General features: G+C 53.2%; 17 protein-coding genes. 16 read left to right on the forward strand and 1 reads right to left on the reverse strand.

Features of this window, described 5'->3' with window-relative positions; translation table 11 throughout:
* The first annotated feature begins 1 nt into the window (after position 1).
* From KNP79_RS03765 to KNP79_RS03830, 14 genes are all read left to right on the forward strand, one after another.
* Positions 2–2,083: an HD family phosphohydrolase gene (locus KNP79_RS03765; protein ID WP_034778117.1), complete on the forward strand. Its 2,082-nt coding sequence runs from the start codon at positions 2–4 to the stop codon at positions 2,081–2,083.
* On the forward strand, positions 2,061–2,537 hold the full coding sequence (gene ybeY, locus KNP79_RS03770) for an rRNA maturation RNase YbeY (protein ID WP_034778115.1): 477 nt from the start codon (positions 2,061–2,063) through the stop codon (positions 2,535–2,537). Before KNP79_RS03765 ends, ybeY begins: the two co-directional genes overlap by 23 nt.
* Positions 2,534–2,884 carry a diacylglycerol kinase family protein gene (locus KNP79_RS03775; protein ID WP_034778113.1) on the forward strand — a complete coding sequence of 117 codons (351 nt, stop codon included), beginning with the start codon at positions 2,534–2,536 and terminating at the stop codon, positions 2,882–2,884. The genes ybeY and KNP79_RS03775 overlap by 4 nt, the downstream gene beginning before the upstream one ends.
* A gap of 35 nt (positions 2,885–2,919) precedes the next feature.
* Positions 2,920–3,828 carry a GTPase Era gene (gene era, locus KNP79_RS03780; RefSeq protein ID WP_214753083.1) on the forward strand — a complete coding sequence of 303 codons (909 nt, stop codon included), beginning with the start codon at positions 2,920–2,922 and terminating at the stop codon, positions 3,826–3,828.
* A gap of 3 nt (positions 3,829–3,831) precedes the next feature.
* Complete coding sequence (recO, locus tag KNP79_RS03785) at positions 3,832–4,581, forward strand: DNA repair protein RecO (RefSeq protein WP_034778111.1); 750 nt, start codon at positions 3,832–3,834, stop codon at positions 4,579–4,581.
* A gap of 287 nt (positions 4,582–4,868) precedes the next feature.
* On the forward strand, positions 4,869–5,762 hold the full coding sequence (gene glyQ, locus KNP79_RS03790; RefSeq protein ID WP_371743415.1) for a glycine--tRNA ligase subunit alpha: 894 nt from the start codon (positions 4,869–4,871) through the stop codon (positions 5,760–5,762).
* Complete coding sequence (glyS, locus tag KNP79_RS03795) at positions 5,755–7,809, forward strand: glycine--tRNA ligase subunit beta (RefSeq protein ID WP_215191329.1); 2,055 nt, start codon at positions 5,755–5,757, stop codon at positions 7,807–7,809. Before glyQ ends, glyS begins: the two co-directional genes overlap by 8 nt.
* Positions 7,810–7,830: 21 nt before the next feature.
* Positions 7,831–8,460 carry a transcriptional regulator CcpN gene (ccpN, locus tag KNP79_RS03800; protein ID WP_034778102.1) on the forward strand — a complete coding sequence of 210 codons (630 nt, stop codon included), beginning with the start codon at positions 7,831–7,833 and terminating at the stop codon, positions 8,458–8,460.
* Positions 8,447–9,295, forward strand: coding sequence for a pyruvate, water dikinase regulatory protein (locus KNP79_RS03805; protein WP_214711413.1), 849 nt, complete (start codon positions 8,447–8,449; stop codon positions 9,293–9,295). The genes ccpN and KNP79_RS03805 overlap by 14 nt, the downstream gene beginning before the upstream one ends.
* 107 nt (positions 9,296–9,402) lie before the next feature.
* The gene (gene dnaG, locus KNP79_RS03810) at positions 9,403–11,223 is read left to right on the forward strand and encodes a DNA primase (RefSeq protein WP_233004389.1); all 1,821 of its coding nucleotides are present in this window, start codon (positions 9,403–9,405) and stop codon (positions 11,221–11,223) included.
* A gap of 35 nt (positions 11,224–11,258) precedes the next feature.
* Positions 11,259–12,353 (forward strand): RNA polymerase sigma factor RpoD, encoded by a 1,095-nt coding sequence (rpoD, locus tag KNP79_RS03815; protein ID WP_034778096.1) that lies wholly within the window; start codon positions 11,259–11,261, stop codon positions 12,351–12,353.
* 132 nt (positions 12,354–12,485) lie between these two features.
* Positions 12,486–12,824 carry a cytochrome c550 gene (gene cccA / locus KNP79_RS03820; RefSeq protein WP_215191331.1) on the forward strand — a complete coding sequence of 113 codons (339 nt, stop codon included), beginning with the start codon at positions 12,486–12,488 and terminating at the stop codon, positions 12,822–12,824.
* A 97-nt stretch (positions 12,825–12,921) separates the two neighbouring features.
* Complete coding sequence (locus tag KNP79_RS03825) at positions 12,922–13,638, forward strand: tRNA (adenine(22)-N(1))-methyltransferase (protein ID WP_034778092.1); 717 nt, start codon at positions 12,922–12,924, stop codon at positions 13,636–13,638.
* Positions 13,638–14,750, forward strand: coding sequence for a Nif3-like dinuclear metal center hexameric protein (locus KNP79_RS03830; RefSeq protein WP_215191333.1), 1,113 nt, complete (start codon positions 13,638–13,640; stop codon positions 14,748–14,750). The genes KNP79_RS03825 and KNP79_RS03830 overlap by 1 nt, the downstream gene beginning before the upstream one ends.
* Positions 14,751–14,798: 48 nt before the next feature.
* Here KNP79_RS03830 and KNP79_RS03835 read toward each other — a convergent pair whose 3' ends face one another.
* Positions 14,799–15,752, reverse strand: coding sequence for a 4-hydroxy-3-methylbut-2-enyl diphosphate reductase (locus KNP79_RS03835; protein WP_214753094.1), 954 nt, complete (start codon positions 15,750–15,752; stop codon positions 14,799–14,801).
* A gap of 120 nt (positions 15,753–15,872) precedes the next feature.
* Between KNP79_RS03835 and KNP79_RS03840 the strand changes: the two genes are divergently transcribed.
* Entirely contained in the window at positions 15,873–17,636 is a 1,764-nt protein-coding gene (locus KNP79_RS03840) for an ATP-binding protein (protein ID WP_215191335.1), read from the forward strand.
* Entirely contained in the window at positions 17,633–18,571 is a 939-nt protein-coding gene (locus KNP79_RS03845; RefSeq protein WP_034778085.1) for a sugar ABC transporter substrate-binding protein, read from the forward strand. Before KNP79_RS03840 ends, KNP79_RS03845 begins: the two co-directional genes overlap by 4 nt.
* The last annotated feature ends 22 nt before the right edge of the window (positions 18,572–18,593 follow it).

Here is an 18,593-nt window from a genome sequence, read left to right on the forward strand (position 1 = left end):
GATGCAGCAAGCACGTCATTGGACGGTCGCGACAATCTCCGTCCTCTTTTTTCTCATTCTAGGCGCGATTCTCTATTTTACGGTGCGCCCATCTATTATTAGCGTCGAACCGCTCGGGATTGCCGAACAGGATATCCGCTCGCCCATCACGGTCGAGGACCGAACGGCGACGGAACGGTTGCAACAAGAAGCCGTCAATGGCGTCGGTAGTCAATTTTCGCTCCGACGCGAGTTTGCCGATCAACAAATCGCCAAAGTCGAGCAACTGTTCGCGGCGTTCGAGGAGACGGGAGAAGAGACCGAACTCTCGGATATTAAGAACCGGTTGAACTCGACCGAAGTGAATGGCTTTCTCGGTGACGATGAGTTGAATCTGTTGCTCGAGGCGAGTGAGAACACGCGTCGAACGGTCGAAGACGTCACCGTGACGGCGCTCCAAGAAGTAATGGGCAACCGCATCGAGACGAGCTCACAGTCGATTTCAGAAGCGAGAGACCGGGCCGAGACGCTCGTCGACCAATCCCCGCTCTCACTCGAGTTCCGGGCCATCGCCAACAGCCTGAGCGATCAATTGATCGTCCCGAACTACGTGTTCGACTCTGAGGCGACGCGCGAGAAAGAACAGCAGGCGCTCGACGCGGTCGAGCCGGTCATCATCCAAGAAGGACAATTGCTCGTCAATCAAGGCGAGGTCGTGACACGTGAGATTTATCGGAAGCTCGAATTGACCGGTGCGATCGACCCGAACCGTTCGTTCGCACCGCTGTTCGGGGCTTACTTACTGAGCGGACTGTTGACGACCGGATTTCTGTTCATGTTGATCCGGTCGAAGATTCAACAGTTGTTGCTTCGTCCTAAAATTTTGATTACCGTGTACGGGTTGTTACTGCTTCAACTCGGCATCTTTTTCGGGGTCGGCTATATCGGCATCGAGTTTACGACGTACGCATACGTGCTCGCACCGACGGCGTTCGTTGTCCTCTTGCTCCGTATCCTCGTCGATGAACGGGTCGCGCTCGCCTCGGCACTCATTACGATGATCGCCGGATCGATCGTGGCGAGTTTCGGGCAAAACACGAGCTTCATGACGGTCGTCTATTTTGCGACCGGTAGTTTCCTGGCTGTCTTCCTCGTCGAACCGAAGATTCAGCGGAAACGGTTATTCTTGTCAGGTGTCTTGCTCGGCATCATCAACATCATTATGGTGCTCGCGCTCTTGTTCCTGCGTAACACGGTAGTGACATGGGAGATGGTCGCGTATCTGTCAGGCTTCGCGATTACGAGTGCCCTGTTATCAATCGTGCTCACGTTCGGATTCCTGCCGTTTCTCGAGCCGTGGTTCGGCGTCTTGTCATCGGGTCGCTTAATCGAATTGATGAGCCCGACGCATCCGCTGTTGCGGAAATTGTTGATGGAGGCACCGGGTACGTATCATCACAGCATGATGGTCGCCAATCTGGCTGAATCGGCTTGTGAGGCGATCGGAGCCGACGGATTGCTCGCCCGGGTCGCTAGTTATTACCATGATCTTGGGAAGACCGAGCGGCCGCTCCACTTCATCGAGAACCAACAGAGCGGCGTCAACCCGCACGACCGGCTCACGCCGGAAGAATCGGCCGACATCATCATGGCCCATCCGTATGACGGTGCTGATCTGTTGCGCCGCTACAAGCTACCGAAAGAAATCATCGATATCGCCGAGCAACATCACGGCACGTCATTGTTGAAGTTCTTTTATGTGAAAGCGAAAGAGACACGAGATGTCACTGAGTCGCGCTTCCGTTACCCGGGACCGAAACCGCAGACGCGCGAGGCGGCGGTCGTCATGATCGTCGATTCGATTGAGGCGGCGGTAAGGTCACAGAAGCAGCCGACACCAGAACGGATCCGGCAGCTCGTCAGCGCGATCATCCGTGACAAGTTGCAAGACGGACAGTTCGAAGACTGCGAGTTGACGACGAAAGAAGTATGGCGGGTCGGGGAGAGCGCGTGTGAGACGTTGACCGGCTTGTTCCATGAACGGATCGAGTACCCAGAACTGAAGAAAGAAGGCGAATTACATGCAAATCATTTCGAACGATGAGCACGGGTTATTGACCGATGCTCAAGTCGAGCTCGTCGAATCTATTTTGATGCACGCAGCGCTCGAAGAGGACATTGAAGAACCGAGCGAACTGTCGGTCACCTTTTTGACGAACGACGAGATTCAAGCAATCAATCGGGAATGGCGCGGGAAAGATGCGCCGACCGACGTGATCAGTTTCGCTTTTGACGAGATGGGCGAAGAAGAGATGGATTTCATGCTCGATGAAGACGAGCCTCGTCTCCTTGGTGATTTACTCATCTCGGTCGAGCGTTGCCGCGAACAGGCGGCCGACTATGGCCACTCATTCGAACGAGAACTCGGATTTTTGGCCATTCATGGCTTCTTACATCTCCTCGGCTATGATCACATGACGCCTGAGGAAGAAGCGGAGATGACGGCGCGCCAAGAACAAGTGCTCGCTCACTTCGAGCTGAAACGAGGCGAAGTGTGAAACCGTTCTGGTTCGCCGTGCACGGCATCGTGCACGCAGTGCGGACCGAACGCAACATGCTGATTCATCTCGCATCGAGCCTGCTCGTCGTCGTATTTGCCTGGTGGCTCCCAACGACGAAACTCGAGAACTTGATTCTGTTCGGTTGGGTCGTACTCGTCATCGCGCTCGAGCTGATGAACACGGCGGTCGAGCGCACGGTCGACCTCGTCACGAAAGACATCAAACCGTTAGCGAAGCAAGCGAAAGACGTCGCAGCCGGATCAGTGCTCGTTGCCGCCATCGGGGCCGCCATCACGGCACTTTTCATTTTTGGCCCTTATGTAATCGACAAATTCGTTATATGATTGAACGTATTGGAAATTTAGAAAGCAGGTGCATTATGTATCAAGAAGATTTTAAATCAGGGTTTGTGTCCATCATCGGTCGTCCGAACGTCGGGAAATCGACGTTCTTGAATCGGGTCATCGGACAAAAGATTGCCATCATGTCAGACAAGCCGCAGACGACGCGCAACAAGGTCCAAGGTGTATATACGGCGGATGATTCGCAAATCATCTTTATCGACACGCCAGGGATTCATAAGCCGAAACACCGTCTCGGCGATTTCATGATGAAAGTCGCGACGAACGCACTCCGTGAAGTCGACGCGATCCTCTTCATGGTCAACGTCACGGAACCGCGCGGCGCCGGCGATGAGTTCATCATCGAGAAGTTAAAAGGGCTCGATACGCCAATCATCCTCGTCATGAACAAAATCGATTTGATTCATCCGGACGAGATTCCGGCTGTCATCGAGCAGTATACGAACCAACTCGATTTCGCGGCGTACGTCCCGATCTCGGCACTTCAAGGCAATAACGTCGAACCGCTCCTTAAAGAAATCAAAAAGTTGCTCCCGGAAGGACCGATGTATTACCCGGCCGACCAAGTGACCGACCACCCGGAACGGTTCATCATCTCTGAATTGATTCGCGAGAAAGTGCTCCATAAGACGCGTGATGAAGTGCCGCACTCAATCGCGGTCGCTATCGAATCAATCAAGAAACGGGAAAACTCGGAAATGATTGATGTCGAGGCCGTCATCATGGTCGAGCGTGATTCGCAAAAAGGAATCGTCATCGGCAAAAAAGGTGCGATGCTCCGCGAAATCGGGACAGAAGCACGCCACGACATCGAGGCACTCCTCGGGACAAAAGTGTATTTGAACCTATGGGTGAAAGTACAAAAAGATTGGCGTAACAAGATGGGTCAACTCCGCGACCTCGGTTTCCGCGACGACGAGTATTAAGCCATGTTGCAAAAGGTCACGGGAATCGTCATTCGGACGGTCAATTACGGGGAATCGAACAAAGTCGTCACGTTGTTCACCGAAGAACTCGGGAAAGTCGCCGTCATGGCGCGCGGTGCGAAAAAGCCGGGCAGTCGCCTGCATGCGTCGAGCCAGCCTTTCGTCGAGGCGGTGTATATTTTCCCGGCGAGCCGTGGCCTCGGTCAACTGAAGTCGTCGGATGTGATCACGTCCTATCCGGAAATCCGAAAAGACGTCGAGCGGATGGCATACGCCATGTACTGGCTCGAGCTCGTCGACCGCACCGTCGAGGACCGGGTGCCGAACCGTCCGCTCTATCGCATCTTGAACGATGCCCTGCAGGCGCTCAATGCAGGGATGGACCCGGATGTGATCACGCACCACTTTGAACTGCGGATTTTGCACCTGCTCGGGGTCGCACCCGTTTTGACCGGGTGCATCCGTTGCAACGATGTGACCGACCCGATGTATTTTTCAGTGGCGGCCGGTGGTTTTCTTTGCTCGCGTCACCAAGAAGAAGGGTCGGCCCGCATGAGCGAACGTCTAGCGAAGCTCCTCTATTTGATGAGCCGACACGAGCTGTCCGAATTCAGTAACGTCCCGCTCACAAAAGAGACGCGGATTCTGCTCAGGCAGCTGTTCGACGCCTATATGGAATCATACAGTGGCTTGCGGCTGAAGACGAAACGTGTCCTCGATCAAATGCAACGCCTTTACTTGAACGATGATTGACTTTTTCGACAAGATTCGATACCATAATCTACGATTAGACAAATGAAATAGCGTGCGCAATGAAGGAAACGAGTAGCTTTTACGCCATGGGTACAGCGAGTTCGGGGAGGTGGGAGCCGAACGCCAGGGGGAAGTGAATGGCAATTCCGGAGCGCCCACAATCCAAAGAGTGGCCTCATCTCGAGGCAAGTAGGGTGGAACCGCGGGTAATCCCGTCCCTATGTGCATGGCACATAGGGGCGTTTTTTGTCGTTTCAATACTTTTGGAGGTGTCACATATGAAGCACATGACCGTGCAAGAAATTATTTTGACGTTACAAAATTTCTGGGCGTCGAAAGGCTGCTTGACAATGCAAGCGTATGACGTTGAGAAAGGGGCCGGTACGATGAACCCGATGACGTTCTTACGGAGTCTCGGACCAGAGCCGTGGAACGTCTGTTACACGGAGCCGTCACGTCGTCCGGCGGATGGACGGTACGGAGAAAACCCGAACCGTTTGTATCAGCATCATCAGTTCCAAGTCATCATGAAGCCGTCACCGAGCAACATCCAAGAGCTTTACTTAGAAAGTTTAGAGTTGATCGGAATCAACCCACTCGAGCACGATATCCGTTTCGTCGAAGACAACTGGGAAAACCCGACGTTCGGCGCGGCCGGTCTAGGTTGGGAAGTTTGGTTGAACGGGATGGAGATCACCCAGTTCACGTATTTCCAACAAGTCGGTGGCATCGAGTGTGACCCGATCGCCGTCGAGATCACATACGGTCTCGAACGTCTCGCGTCGTACATCCAAGAAGTCGAGAGCGTGTTTGACCTCGTCTGGACGGACGGATTCAAATATGGGGACATCTTCTACCAGCCCGAGTATGAACACTCAAAATATACGTTCGAACTTTCAGACGTCGACATGTTGTTCACGTTGTTCGATACGTACGAAAAAGAAGCGAAGCGTGCCCTTGATGAGAACCTCGTCTTCCCGGCTTACGACTATATCCTCAAATGTTCGCATACGTTCAACCTACTCGATGCGAAAGGCGCCATCTCGGTGACGGAACGGACCGGTTTCATCCAACGTGTCCGCAACATGTCCCGTGCGTGTGCTGCCAAATTTATCGAAGAGCGGGAACGTCTCGGTTTCCCACTTTTGAACCAAGAGAAAGCAGGTGCCCTTGATGCGTGACCTTTTATTAGAAATCGGACTTGAAGAATTACCAGCGCAATACGTCCTCCGTTCGGAGAAACAATTGGCAGAGCGTGTGACCGCCTTCTTGACGGACGCCCGTGTCCAGTTCGGGACATTGACCGTCTATTCAACACCGCGCCGTCTCGCCGTTCTTGTCAAAGACGTCGAAGAGAAGCAACAAGACTTGACGGAGACGCTTCGCGGACCGGCGAAAAAGATCGCTCAAGACGCTGAAGGAAACTGGTCGAAAGCAGCCGCTGGGTTTGCCCGTGGCCGTGGTCTCTCGGTCGACGACTTGTACTTCGCTGAAGAGAAAGGTGTCGAGTACGTGTTCGCAGACCGTCACGAGTCAGGTCAGGCGACGAGCACGCTGCTTCCGGCACTCGAAGACGTCGTCCGTGGTATGACGTTCCCGAAAAACATGAAGTGGGGCACGAGCAGTCTCCGCTACATGCGTCCGATTCGTTGGCTCGTCGCGTTGTTCGGTGCCGAGCAAATCGATTTTGAAATCGAAGGCGTAAAAACAGGAAACGTGACACGTGGTCACCGCTTCTTGAGTAAAGGCGACGTCACGATCGCCGAGCCGGCCGGCTACGCCGAGACGCTCGAACGCGAATTCGTCGTCGCGTCATATGAAGACCGTAAGGCCCGCATCGAGCGTCAAATCGACGAGTTGGCTTCAGAACAAGGGTGGACGGTTCCGCTCGACGCCTCATTGCTCGAGGAAGTGACGAACCTCGTCGAATGGCCGACTGCGCTGTTCGGTGAATTCGATGCAAGCTATCTCGAACTTCCGGAAGAAGTATTGATCACGACGATGAAAGAGCACCAACGCTATTTCCCGGTCTATATCGGTGAAACGCTTAAAAACTATTTCGTGACCGTCCGTAACGGGAACGCAGACCATCTTCAAAACGTGGCCAAAGGGAACGAGAAGGTCATCCGGGCCCGCTTGGCAGACGCCGTCTTCTTCTATGAGGAAGACCAAAAGACGAAGATTGACGATCAACTCGTCCGTCTCGACCGCATCGTCTTCCATGAGAAGTTGGGCACGACGGGAGACAAGGTCCGTCGCGTAGAACAACTCGCCGGAACGCTGGCGCCATTGTTCAATGCGGATGCAGCCAAAGTCGCCCGGGCTGGTGCCATCCATAAGTTCGACCTCGTCAGCCAAATGGTGTATGAGTTCACAGAACTCCAAGGGGTGATGGGTGAGAAGTATGCGCTCCAACAAGGTGAGGACAAAGAAGTGGCCGCGGCCATCCGTGAACACTATATGCCACGCTTTGCGGGCGACGCGTCACCATCGACGCCAACGGGTGCGGTTCTCGCACTCGCCGATAAATTGGATTCGATCGCTGCATTCTTCGGAATCGGCATGATTCCGAGCGGTTCGCAAGACCCGTTCGCGCTTCGTCGTCAAGCCCAAGGGGTCGTCCAAATTCTAGCGGATTGGAAGATTGCGCTCCCACTCGACAAATTACTTTCACAAGTTGTCGATTCGCAACTTCAGGCAGGACTTTATGATGCCGATAAAGAACAAGTCAAGGCGCAACTAAAAGACTTCTTCATGCTTCGCCTGAAGTATCGTCTCCAAGAACGGCAAGTCCGTTATGACGTCATCGACGCCGTATTGACGACAGAGCTCGCCATCAACCGGCTCGATGCCCGAGCGGACGCGGTTCAAGCCATGCTCGCAAACGATGCGAAACTACTCATTGAGCAATTGACGCGTGTCGTCAATATCGCCAAGAAAGGTGAGGCTGGAGAGGTCGATCCGGCATTGTTCGAAAACAAAGAAGAGAACGAACTCCATGTCGCCATCGAAGCGACGCTACCGGAAACGGAGCGAGCCGTCGAGGATGGGGATTATCATCAAGCGATCGCGTCATTGCGCGTATTGGAACAACCGATTAGCGCTTATTTCGAAAATACAATGGTCATGAGCGACGTTGAAGCGATTCGCGAGAACCGTCTGCGCGAGATGAAACGACTCGCCATGACGATCGAGAGCGTCGCCGACTTTAGCGCGCTCGTACTCTGACCAAACTTGAGGGGGTTGGCTATGCAGCTGAATGAACGCCAACAGAAGATCGTTGAGATCGTCAGGGTCAACGGACCGATCACGGGTGAGCAGATCGCGCAAGAGCTGTCGCTCACTCGCGCCACGCTCCGCCCGGACCTGGCCATCTTGACGATGACTGGAATACTAGAAGCCCGGCCACGTGTCGGCTACACGTTCGTCGGCAAACGAAACTCATCCCTGCTTCGGGAAAAATTGGATTCATTGACGGTCGGCGACTTCATGTCGTCCGCGAAAGTCGTCAGTGACGAGATGACGGTGTATGACGCCGTCGTGACCTTGTTTTTAGAAGACGTCGGTTCGCTGTTCGTCGTCGGCAAGGACAACGAGCTCGTCGGTGTCTTGTCACGTAAAGACTTACTTCGGGCCGCCATCGGCAATCAAGACTTGGATCAATTGCCGGTCAACGTCATCATGACCCGCATGCCGAACATCACGGTGTGCGAGAAGAGTGAGACGTTGATTCGGGCCGGGATGAAGCTGATCGAGAAACAAATCGATGCCATGCCAGTCGTCGAAGAGAAAGACGGCAAGCTGATCGTGCTCGGTCGCATGACGAAGACGAACATGACGAAAGTATTGATCGCACTCGCCAACGATGAGTCGTTCTGAGGAGGAATCTGGTTTGACACTGACACAAAAACAACTCGTATTTGTCGTGAGCGATTCGGTCGGGGAGACGTGTGAACTCGTCGTCCGCGCCGCGAGCATCCAGTTCCACGAGAATGCGATTGAGACGCTTAGAATTCCGTTCGTGGAAGATGAACAGACGATTCACGATGTCGTGACACAAGCGCGTGCCCAAGGAGCAGTCATCGCCTTCACGTTGGTCAACGAAGAGCATCGTGCCCTCCTCGTTCAACTCGGACGAGAGCATGACGTGAAGACGGTCGACTTGCTCGGCGACTTACTCGACGTGCTCGCCGGTCAACTCGGAGAGAGTCCGCGCGAGAAACCGGGACTCATCTATCGTCTCGATGAGGATTACTTCCGGAAAATCGAAGCGATGGAGTTCGCGGTCAAGTACGACGACGGACGTGACCCAAGAGGCTTGAAAAAAGCTGATATCGTCCTCGTCGGCGTATCACGCACATCCAAGACGCCGCTCTCACAATATTTGGCGTTGAAGCGGTATAAGGTCGCCAACGTACCGCTCGTGCCGGAATCACGCCCGCCGGAAGAACTGTTCGATTTGCCGCCTGACAAGTGCGTCGGGTTGATCATCTCGCCGGATAAGTTGATTTCGATTCGGATGGAACGGTTGAAGTCGCTCGGTTTGAAACCGGAGGCCGACTACGCCCAACTCGAACGCATCAATCGTGAACTCGAGTATGCCCGAGGGATTTACGAACGAATCGGTTGCGAGGTCATCGACGTGACGAACAAAGCCGTCGAAGAGACGGCAGGCATCATTTTACGGATGCTCGACCAATCGAAAGACGATTGAGTACTCGGATTAGTAATCGACTGGTGTTAACGGTATAATAGAGTACTGACATTACAGTGAAACGGAACGTGGTGAGCGTTCCGTTTCGTTGCGAGTTTGGATAGGGAGTGGTCGAGTTGCCGCGAATACCGGATGAAGTCATTGCGGAAGTGAAACAAGCCACAGATATCGTTGATTTAATCAGTGAACGCGTTGAATTGAAGAAGCAAGGCCATCGCCTCGTCGGTCTCTGTCCGTTCCACTCGGAGAACAGTCCATCGTTCTCCGTGTCCCCGGAAAAAGGGATGTACCATTGTTTTGGATGTGGAGCCGGCGGGAACGTATTTACGTTCGTCATGGAGACAGAAGGTTTGTCGTTCCCTGAGACGATTGAACGTCTCGCGACGCGGGCGAACATCGCCATCGAGGGCGGGGTGTCTGGCGATGAGGAGTTGTCACGAGACCAAGTCATTCGTAAACAGATGCGCGATGCCCATCGTGTCGTGGCGGATTTGTATCATGAAGTGTTGATGAAGACCGAAGCGGGCGAAGTCGGATTGACGTATTTGCAAGCGCGCGGTCTACAGGAGACGACGATCGGACAGTATAAGATCGGTTATGCGCCTGATCATCGCCGTTTTACCGTTGATTCACTGGAACGAAGAGGTTTCGACCTCGAGGTCATGGTGGAGGCGGGGTTGATTTCTAAGTCGAGGTCCGGTGAATATTTTGACCGGTTTGAAGGCAGAGTCGTCTTTCCGATTGCGGATCGAGACGGCACCATCGTCGGATTTAGCGGACGGGCGATCGATGAGCGACAGCCAAAGTACGTCAACACAGCGGATACGCCCTTGTTCAACAAGAGTGAACTCCTCTTCGGCTTTTCACAGGCACGGGCCACGATGCGAAAGCAAAAACGGGTCGTGCTCGTGGAAGGGAACGTCGACGTCTTGCAAGTCGCGCAAGCTGGGACGAAGGAAGTCGTCGCGTCGCTCGGGACGGCGTTTTCGACGCAGCATGCCCGTGCGTTAGCACGCATGGTCGAAGAAGTGATCATCTGTTATGACGGTGATACGGCCGGACAAGAAGCGACGATGAAAGTCGTCCGCTTGCTCGAGGGCTACCCGCTCGATGTCCAGGTGCTGATGTTACCTGAGAAGACCGACCCGGATGATTATATTCGGACGAATGGGGCGGAGCAGTGGCACAGACTTGTCGAATCGGAGCGTTTATCCGTCCTCGATTTCATGAACCGGACGCTACGGCGTGGGAAAAATATGAATCGAGAAGGAGAACGGATTCGTTTTATTGAATCTATGCTTGTGGAAATCAGTAAAACGGACAATTCGATTCGACGTGATTTATATGTGAGAAAGCTGGCCGACGAATTTGAGATTCCAGTCGAGACATTGTTGTCACGGATGCCCTCGACAAGACCGAAAGAAATCGCACCCCAACGAGTGCCGGAAGCTGAACCGGTTCGCCGGCGTTCATCTAAGACGAATGAACCGCGTTATGTCAAAGCCGAAAAGCTGTTGCTTCGGGCCATGCTGAGTGGTCCGGAGCGGGTCCGCTTCGTCAGGGACCGCCTCGGGCTAGCCTATCAGGACGAAGTGCATCGCATGCTGGCGACGGCCCTCTATGAGATCGTCTCGGAGGACATGACGCATGAAGAATTCGAACAAGTGGCGCCCCCGTTCATGGAACGGTATTGTGACCAACGTCCGGACTATGCGAATCGGTATGCCGAGATTCGGCTCATGTCCGCACCGGACGAACTGACCGAAGAGGTTTTAGATGAATACATTAAGGTCATAAACAGTTATGAGGAACAGCGTCAAATCGAACGAGCGAAAAGGGAAATCGGACAAGATGCCGAAAGTATAGTAGACCAGGCATCCAAGTTACAAGAATTGATTACCCGGAGTCGTCGTCTTCGTGAACGATGAACGTGAAGGAAGTTTGGAAGGAGTTGAACTGCTAGATGGCAGAGAAGAAAAAAGAGGATTTATTTAACGCCATAGACGAACTCGAGAAATTAGGTAAGAAAAAAGGCGTCGTATCCATGCAAGCAATCCAAGATCGCCTCAGCCATTTCGAGGTGGATTCGGACTTTATCGATAACTTCATTGAAGACTTAGAAGGTAAAGATATCCGCGTCACAGAAGATGCGGCCGATGCCGAAGAAACACCAACAAAAAAAGAGGACGAAGAGGTCGATTTGAACGACTTGTCCGTCCCGCCAGGTATTAAGATCAACGACCCGGTCCGCATGTATTTGAAAGAAATCGGGCGCGTCGATCTCCTCAGTGCGAAAGATGAGACCGAACTCGCGAAACGGATTGAACAAGGGGACGAAGAGGCGAAGAAACGTCTTGCCGAAGCCAACCTCCGTCTCGTCGTATCGATCGCGAAACGCTATGTCGGGCGCGGTATGCTCTTCCTTGACTTGATTCAAGAAGGAAACATGGGCCTCATTAAAGCCGTCGAGAAGTTCGACTACATGAAAGGGTTCAAGTTCTCGACGTACGCGACGTGGTGGATTCGTCAAGCAATCACCCGCGCCATCGCCGACCAAGCTCGGACAATCCGGATCCCGGTCCACATGGTCGAGACGATCAACAAGTTGATTCGTGTTCAACGTCAACTGTTGCAAGACCTCGGGCGCGAACCGGCACCTGAAGAAATCGCCAAAGAGATGGAACTCACACCTGAAAAAGTGCGTGAGATCTTGAAAATCGCCCAAGAGCCTGTCTCGCTCGAGACACCGATCGGGGAAGAGGATGATTCGCACCTCGGCGACTTCATCGAAGACCAAGATGCGATGGCACCGCAAGACGCCGCTGCCTATGAGCTACTCAAAGAACAGCTCGAAGACGTGCTCGACACGCTCACGGACCGCGAAGAAAACGTACTCCGTCTTCGCTTCGGTCTCGATGATGGCCGTACGCGCACGCTCGAAGAAGTCGGGAAAGTGTTCGGCGTCACCCGCGAGCGGATTCGTCAAATTGAGGCGAAAGCGCTCCGGAAGCTCCGTCACCCGAGCCGTTCGAAACGCTTGAAAGACTTCCTTGATTAATTGTGTTTTTGAATAAAATGTGAAGTTTTAGAAGAAAGGAAGGAAAATGAGTGATTTTCCTTCCTTCTTTATTATTTTTTGAGTAAAATAGTGATGGGTAGAAATTTGGAATGAACATGAGGGGGAAATACAATGCGTAATCCATTGTTACCGTTTGCAGCGATTGCGATCGTCGCAATCATTGCCATGGTCTCATTATCGTATTTTGGCGTGAACCAAGCTCAGCAGGCTGCTGAAGGTCCATCGGTCACTGAGATGAACCCGGAAGACTTGTACGCGGCGAAAGGCTGCACAGGTTGCCACGGTGGAAATCTCGAAGGTGGCGTCGGTCCTGCGTTGACAGGCGTCGGCGAACGTTTATCGGCGGAAGAGATCACAAACATCATCGTCAACGGTAAAGGTTCAATGCCAGCCGGTCTCGCGACTGCCGAAGAAGCAGACGTACTCGCGACTTGGTTGCTCGAACAATAAGGGTAAAACGTACTCCTTCTGGGGTACGTTTTTTATTGTCCTGGATATAAATATTCGTTACCCTAATAGTGAAGAAGTAGAAAAAGGAGTTGTCCCTATGCAAGAACAAGTGACGTTAGACCGCCGGCTGAAGCAAGTCGTCGATTTCATTCCGAAAGGCAGTGTAGTGGCGGACATCGGCTCTGACCACGCCTACGTGCCATGCTATCTCGTTCAGCAAGGTATCGTCGACCGCGCCATCGCAGGCGAAGTGAACCGTGGACCGATGGAAGCGGCCAAAGCTCAAGTTGAGCTCATCGGGGCGACCGAAAACATCGACGTCCGTCTCGGTGACGGGCTCGCCGTCCTCGAAGCAGATGAGGCGACATGCATCTCGATTTGCGGGATGGGCGGAAGTTTGATTCGATCGATTTTAGAGAGCGGCCGTGACAAGTTAGGAGCGGTCGAACGGCTCGTCCTGCAACCGAACGTGGACGGGCAACACGTCCGCGAATGGTTGCTCGACGCAGGATTCGTCCTAGTCGCGGAATCAATCGTTGAAGAGAATGACAAAGTATACGAGATTCTCGTCGGCGAACGTGGCACGGAGACGTGCTATAGCCTAGATGACACAGAACGCGCGTGGCAGCTCATGTTCGGACCGTACTTGCTCACGACACGCCCAGAGGCGTTCAAAATGAAATGGGGCCGCGAGGCGGACAAGCTCGATTACGTGCTCGGTCAGATGGCGGCAGGTGCCCAAACCGAAGCGCTCATCCGCAAACAGGAGGAGTTCAAGACGCTGCGTGACAAAATGAGAGAGGTGAGCAACTGATGGCGAACGGAAATCATGTCATTCAATTGTTTGAGGAGTTCGCCCCGAAACATCTCGCGGTCGAGGGCGATAAAATTGGTCTTCAAATCGGTACGTTGAATAAACCGGTACGACGAGTCATGGTGACGCTAGACGTGCTCGAGTCGGTCGTCGATGAAGCGATCGAGCGAGACGTCGATTTGATTATCGCCCACCACCCACCCATTTTCAGCGCGCTTGCGCAAGTGAACGATCGCAGTGCCGCTGGCCGGATCGTCATGAAATGCATCCGGCATGACATTGCCGTCTATGTCGCCCACACGAACTTGGACGTCTGTCAGGGCGGGGTCAACGATTGGATGAGTCAGGCACTTGGACTCGTCGACCCGACGGTACTCATTCCAACGTATGAAGAACCGGTGTATAAGCTGTCCGTCTTCGTTCCGGTGACCCATCGGACCGCCGTCTCGGATGCGCTAGGACGTGCCGGCGCCGGCCGAATTGGGGATTATGGGGACTGCCAGTTCACTGTTTCAGGAGAAGGGCAGTTTACTCCGCTTGCCGGGTCCGACCCGTACATCGGTCAGCATGGCAAGACGGAGCGTGTCGAAGAAGTGAAAATCGAGACGATTGTCACGGAGAGCCAAAAGAAAAGAGTGCTTAAGGCGATGACGGACGCACATCCATACGAAGAGGTGGCCTACGATTTGATTCGTGACGACATTGACGGGCCTGTGTTCGGCCTCGGTCGTATCGGACGTCTCGAGGTGCCTCTCACACTTGAGTCGTTCGCCGAACACGTCAAGACGAGCTTTGACGTCGAAGCCGTCCGTGTCGTCGGCGATCCGAACCGGATCATCGAGAAAGTGGCGGTGCTCGGCGGGGACGGGAATAAATACGTATCGGCAGCCCATTTCAAAGGTGCGGATGCGTATGTGACGGGCGACCTGTACTTCCATGTGGCCCACGATGCAATGGCGCTCGGACTTTCTGTCGTCGACCCGGGTCATCACGTGGAGAGCGTGATGAAGCAAGGCGTCGTCGATGTAATGCGCGAGAAGTGTGAACGTGCGAAACTCGATGTCGAATTGTTTGTTTCGGAAGCCGATACAAACCCGTTCCGCTTCTACTGATGATTAAACGAAAAACCCCCGGACCTCATGAGAGGACGGGGGTTCATGTCATTTACGGAGCGCCTTCACTTTCGGAAGAATGCTGCGCAGTTCAAGATATGGCGTCTTATCGTGCGTGCTCAAATCGAGCGGGTCATATTGGGTCAAGAAGTCGATGACTTTTTTTGTGATTGGTGTCGGTGTCGACGCGCCTGACGTGACGGCGACCGTTTCGACACCTTCGAGCCAAGCCAGGTCGAGTTCGCTCAAGTCGCCGATGCGATAGGCGTTCGTGCCTGCAATCTCTTTCGAGACCTGGGCCAAACGGTTCGAGTTGTTCGACTTCGGGTCACCGACGACGATCAATAGTTCACAGTCACCGGCTTGTTCAGCGACAGCTTCTTGTCGGACTTGGGTCGCGTTACAGATTTCGTTGTGGACCTCGACATGAGGATACCGTTCTTGAATCATCTCAATCAAAGCCGAGACGTCCCATTGGCTCATCGTCGTCTGGTTCGTGACGAGAATTTTTGCATCATACAGGTGAGCCGGGAGCGCCTCGAAGTCACTCTCGTATTGGACGAGATGAACTTTTCCTGGAGCGACGCCCATCGCGCCTTCCGGTTCCGGGTGGCCATGCTTGCCGATGTAGATGACTTCATAGCCGACCGCTGTCTTTTCGCGAATCAAATCGTGGGTGACCAGTACATCCGGGCACGAGGCATCGACAATCGTCAAGCCTTTCTCAATGGCACGCTTACGCACGAGCGGCGAGATGCCGTGGGCGGTAAAGACGACCGTTCCACGATCAATTGTCTCGAGTGCTTTCATTCGATCCTCACCGTCGACCGTCTTGACGCCGAGTTCCTCGAATGCTTGGGTGACATGACGATTATGGACAATCATGCCAAGTATATGGATAGGACGCGGTAAATCTGGGTTGGCCACAGCTTCGTTGGCGAGCTTCATGGCATCGACGACGCCGTAGCAATATCCGCGTGGACTAATTTTTTTAACTTTCATTTTGTAAGGAACGCTCCTTTCGCGATGCTTTCATACGTATTAGTCTAACATTGTTTCGAAAATACGAAAAGATTTCCGTGTATTCATGCTATAATCTTAAGGTTAGAAAGGAGGGACACCGTGGAACGCCTAAGAACATTGCTTGAAGTTCGAAAATCGTACTTCTTTCAGATTACATTTATTATCTTCATTATACTAGGACTTGTCATCTCTTCATTAGCCTTCTCTGCCGACCGCGTGACGGTGTCCCGCGCGGAAGAACTGGCGAAAGAACAATTCGACTACGCGATTGACGGGAGTATTGAAAACCTGGAGACGCGGCTCGGTAAACTATACGAAGACTTGGTCTATCTCGGTGCTTACGTCGGGAATGAGACGTATATCGAAGAGCGGATCCGCACCGGTTATTTGAATCAGCGGACGAGCTTCACCTCGATTTTTTATTACGATTTAGAAGGCGATGCGTTCACGTGGTACTCGCAACGCCAAGTACCGGCGCTGACGCTCAAGAGTGATCCGAAATTTAAAGAGGTGCTCACCGGCGGCAGGAACGACTTGTTTATGAGTGACCCGATTTCGATCTCGGGTGACGTCGGGACGTATTTATACGTACCGGTGCTTGAAGACAACCGGATGGTCGGGATGTTCGGCGGTAGTATCAGCGTGCTCAATTCCGATTTATATCGTCGGATGCTCGAATCGGCGAATGATGACATGATTCTCTACTTGTTGAATGAACGGGGCGAAGTATTGTCGACCTCGTTCAATCTCGTCACGGACGCAGAACGGCGTTTGTCCCGGTCCATCATCGAAGCGACGGACACCTACGACGTCCGTTCGGTGTTCAGTACGAAAGACGATGTCCTCATGTTTGAGCCCGATGCGCGTGTCAACGGATGGAGCGTCCTTGCAAAGCATAGTACCGATTCGGTCTACGAAGCGGTGTATGCGACGCGTTGGCAATACTTGATGATTACGCTCGTGACGTTCTTCTTGAGTATCATGGTCGGTCTACTGTTGTCGAAGACGTTGACAAGTCCGCTGCTTGAACTTGTGCAAAACATCAAGAAACAACAGTCGCTCGAACCGATCCAACTCGAACGGACCGGCTCCAAAGAAGTCGAGACGCTGCTCGATACGTACAACGATTATTCCCGCCGCATGGAGACGGCCCGACGCGAACAGCTCAGTCAACAGCAACTATTGTTGCAGCAAGAGAAGCTCGCCTCGCTCGGACAGCTCGCGGCAGGGATTGCCCACGAGATTCGCAATCCGCTCACGCCGGTCCAAATCACGTTGCAGATGGTGAAAGAAGGGCACAGTAGCAGTGACATGCTCGATCTCGCCCTTTCAGAACTTGATCGGGCCAACCATTTGATCACGACGATGCTCACGCTCGCGAAGCCCGACCAGGCGAAGCTACAAGAAGAGTGGCTCGACATGACCGAGTTTGCGAAACGTCTCGAATTCTTGCTCGACGCCGAATGCTATAAGCGGGTCACGAACTGGGAGTTGAACGTCCCGAACGACATGCCGCCGTTTTACTGTTCGAACGACATGCTCGTCCAAATCATCTATAACTTGTTCAAAAACGCGGTCGAGGCCGTCGATACGAAAGGTGCCGACGGCGTCGTGACGGTCACGATTCAATTCACGGAACGGGACTACCGCTTCTTGATCGAAGACAATGGGATCGGGATGACCGAATCTCAAGTCAAGTCGGTCGGGTCCGCGTTTTATACAACGAAAGAGAACGGCAACGGCTTAGGGCTCTACATGATTCGGGAATACTTGAAAGCCGTGAACGGTCACATGGAAATTGAAAGTGTTGAAGGAGAAGGTACGGCCATGATGATTAAAATCCCAAGGCGGTCGCACCCATGACGAAAGGGTTCAAACATTACTGGCTTTGGCTGCCGATCGTCTGGGCGCTATCGATTCTATTGATTACGTCAATCCAATTACCGGAACGGGCGAGAGAAAATAATGAAGTCGGTTTCGTATTCGTCAGTGAAAAGCATGAGCATGCCAATAAACTGTTAGCCGCGTTCGTCCGGACGGCGAATCAAAAAGGTTTTATCCCTGTCCCGACGACGAGTGAGGATTCCCGTGTCCTGGAGAAAGAAAAATTGGACGCGCTGATCGACCGCGGGGTCGAAGCGATTTTCGTGACGACGCTCGATGAAGCATTCATCCGGCCATCGCTCGAACGGGCCGAACGGGAGGGTATTCCGATTATCGCCATCGATCGGATGATCGACCATGACAGCGTCTTGACGTCGGTCATGTCCGATAACGTCGAGATCGGCCGGATGGCAGCGAACCATATCGCCGCCCAACACGCCGGGCTCGACCGTCCGATTCGTGTCGTCGAAGTGAGAGGAACCGCCAAAGTCCGTTCGACGATCGATCGGAGCCTCGGGTTGACGGAATATGACAAGGCCAACGACAACCTGCAAGTCGTCGCCTCGATCACGGGTAATTACGACACGTTCCAAGCCGAGATCGAGATGTCTCGGTGGCTCGATGCCGGTATTCCGTTCGATGCCGTCTTTTCTCACAATGATGACAATACGTTCGGTGTCGTCCGGGCCCTCGAAAGCCATGGCCTCAGTGACAAAACGCTCGTATCGGTCGACGGTGTGACCGGCATTTATCCGCTGATTCATAGCGGGAAAGTCGATGCGACCGTCGTCCAATCACCGAACGAAATGATCGAGGTCGGATTCAAGGCGCTCGAACATCATTTGAACGGCAAGAAAATTGCGTCACACTACTATTCGTCGAGCTATTTATACGAAGGGCTCGCAAAAGATTAATTGACAAATGATTAGATTCCGC

The organism is Exiguobacterium sp. s7, from assembly GCF_018618195.1.
Lineage (GTDB): Bacteria > Bacillota > Bacilli > Exiguobacteriales > Exiguobacteriaceae > Exiguobacterium > Exiguobacterium mexicanum_A.

Excerpts from the sequence above, each read along its gene's own strand:
- cccA (WP_215191331.1), top strand. The coding sequence starts at position 12,486 with ATGCGTAATCCATTGTTACCGTTTGCAGCGATTGCGATCGTCGCAATC.
- KNP79_RS03835 (WP_214753094.1), bottom strand. The coding sequence starts at position 15,752 with ATGAAAGTTAAAAAAATTAGTCCACGCGGATATTGCTACGGCGTCGTC.
- ccpN (WP_034778102.1), top strand. The coding sequence starts at position 7,831 with ATGCAGCTGAATGAACGCCAACAGAAGATCGTTGAGATCGTCAGGGTC.
- glyQ (WP_371743415.1), top strand. The coding sequence starts at position 4,869 with ATGACCGTGCAAGAAATTATTTTGACGTTACAAAATTTCTGGGCGTCG.
- KNP79_RS03830 (WP_215191333.1), top strand. The coding sequence starts at position 13,638 with ATGGCGAACGGAAATCATGTCATTCAATTGTTTGAGGAGTTCGCCCCG.
- recO (WP_034778111.1), top strand. The coding sequence starts at position 3,832 with ATGTTGCAAAAGGTCACGGGAATCGTCATTCGGACGGTCAATTACGGG.
- KNP79_RS03805 (WP_214711413.1), top strand. The coding sequence starts at position 8,447 with ATGAGTCGTTCTGAGGAGGAATCTGGTTTGACACTGACACAAAAACAA.
- rpoD (WP_034778096.1), top strand. The coding sequence starts at position 11,259 with ATGGCAGAGAAGAAAAAAGAGGATTTATTTAACGCCATAGACGAACTC.
- era (WP_214753083.1), top strand. The coding sequence starts at position 2,920 with ATGTATCAAGAAGATTTTAAATCAGGGTTTGTGTCCATCATCGGTCGT.
- KNP79_RS03765 (WP_034778117.1), top strand. The coding sequence starts at position 2 with ATGCAGCAAGCACGTCATTGGACGGTCGCGACAATCTCCGTCCTCTTT.
- ybeY (WP_034778115.1), top strand. The coding sequence starts at position 2,061 with ATGCAAATCATTTCGAACGATGAGCACGGGTTATTGACCGATGCTCAA.
- KNP79_RS03825 (WP_034778092.1), top strand. The coding sequence starts at position 12,922 with ATGCAAGAACAAGTGACGTTAGACCGCCGGCTGAAGCAAGTCGTCGAT.
- glyS (WP_215191329.1), top strand. The coding sequence starts at position 5,755 with ATGCGTGACCTTTTATTAGAAATCGGACTTGAAGAATTACCAGCGCAA.
- KNP79_RS03845 (WP_034778085.1), top strand. The coding sequence starts at position 17,633 with ATGACGAAAGGGTTCAAACATTACTGGCTTTGGCTGCCGATCGTCTGG.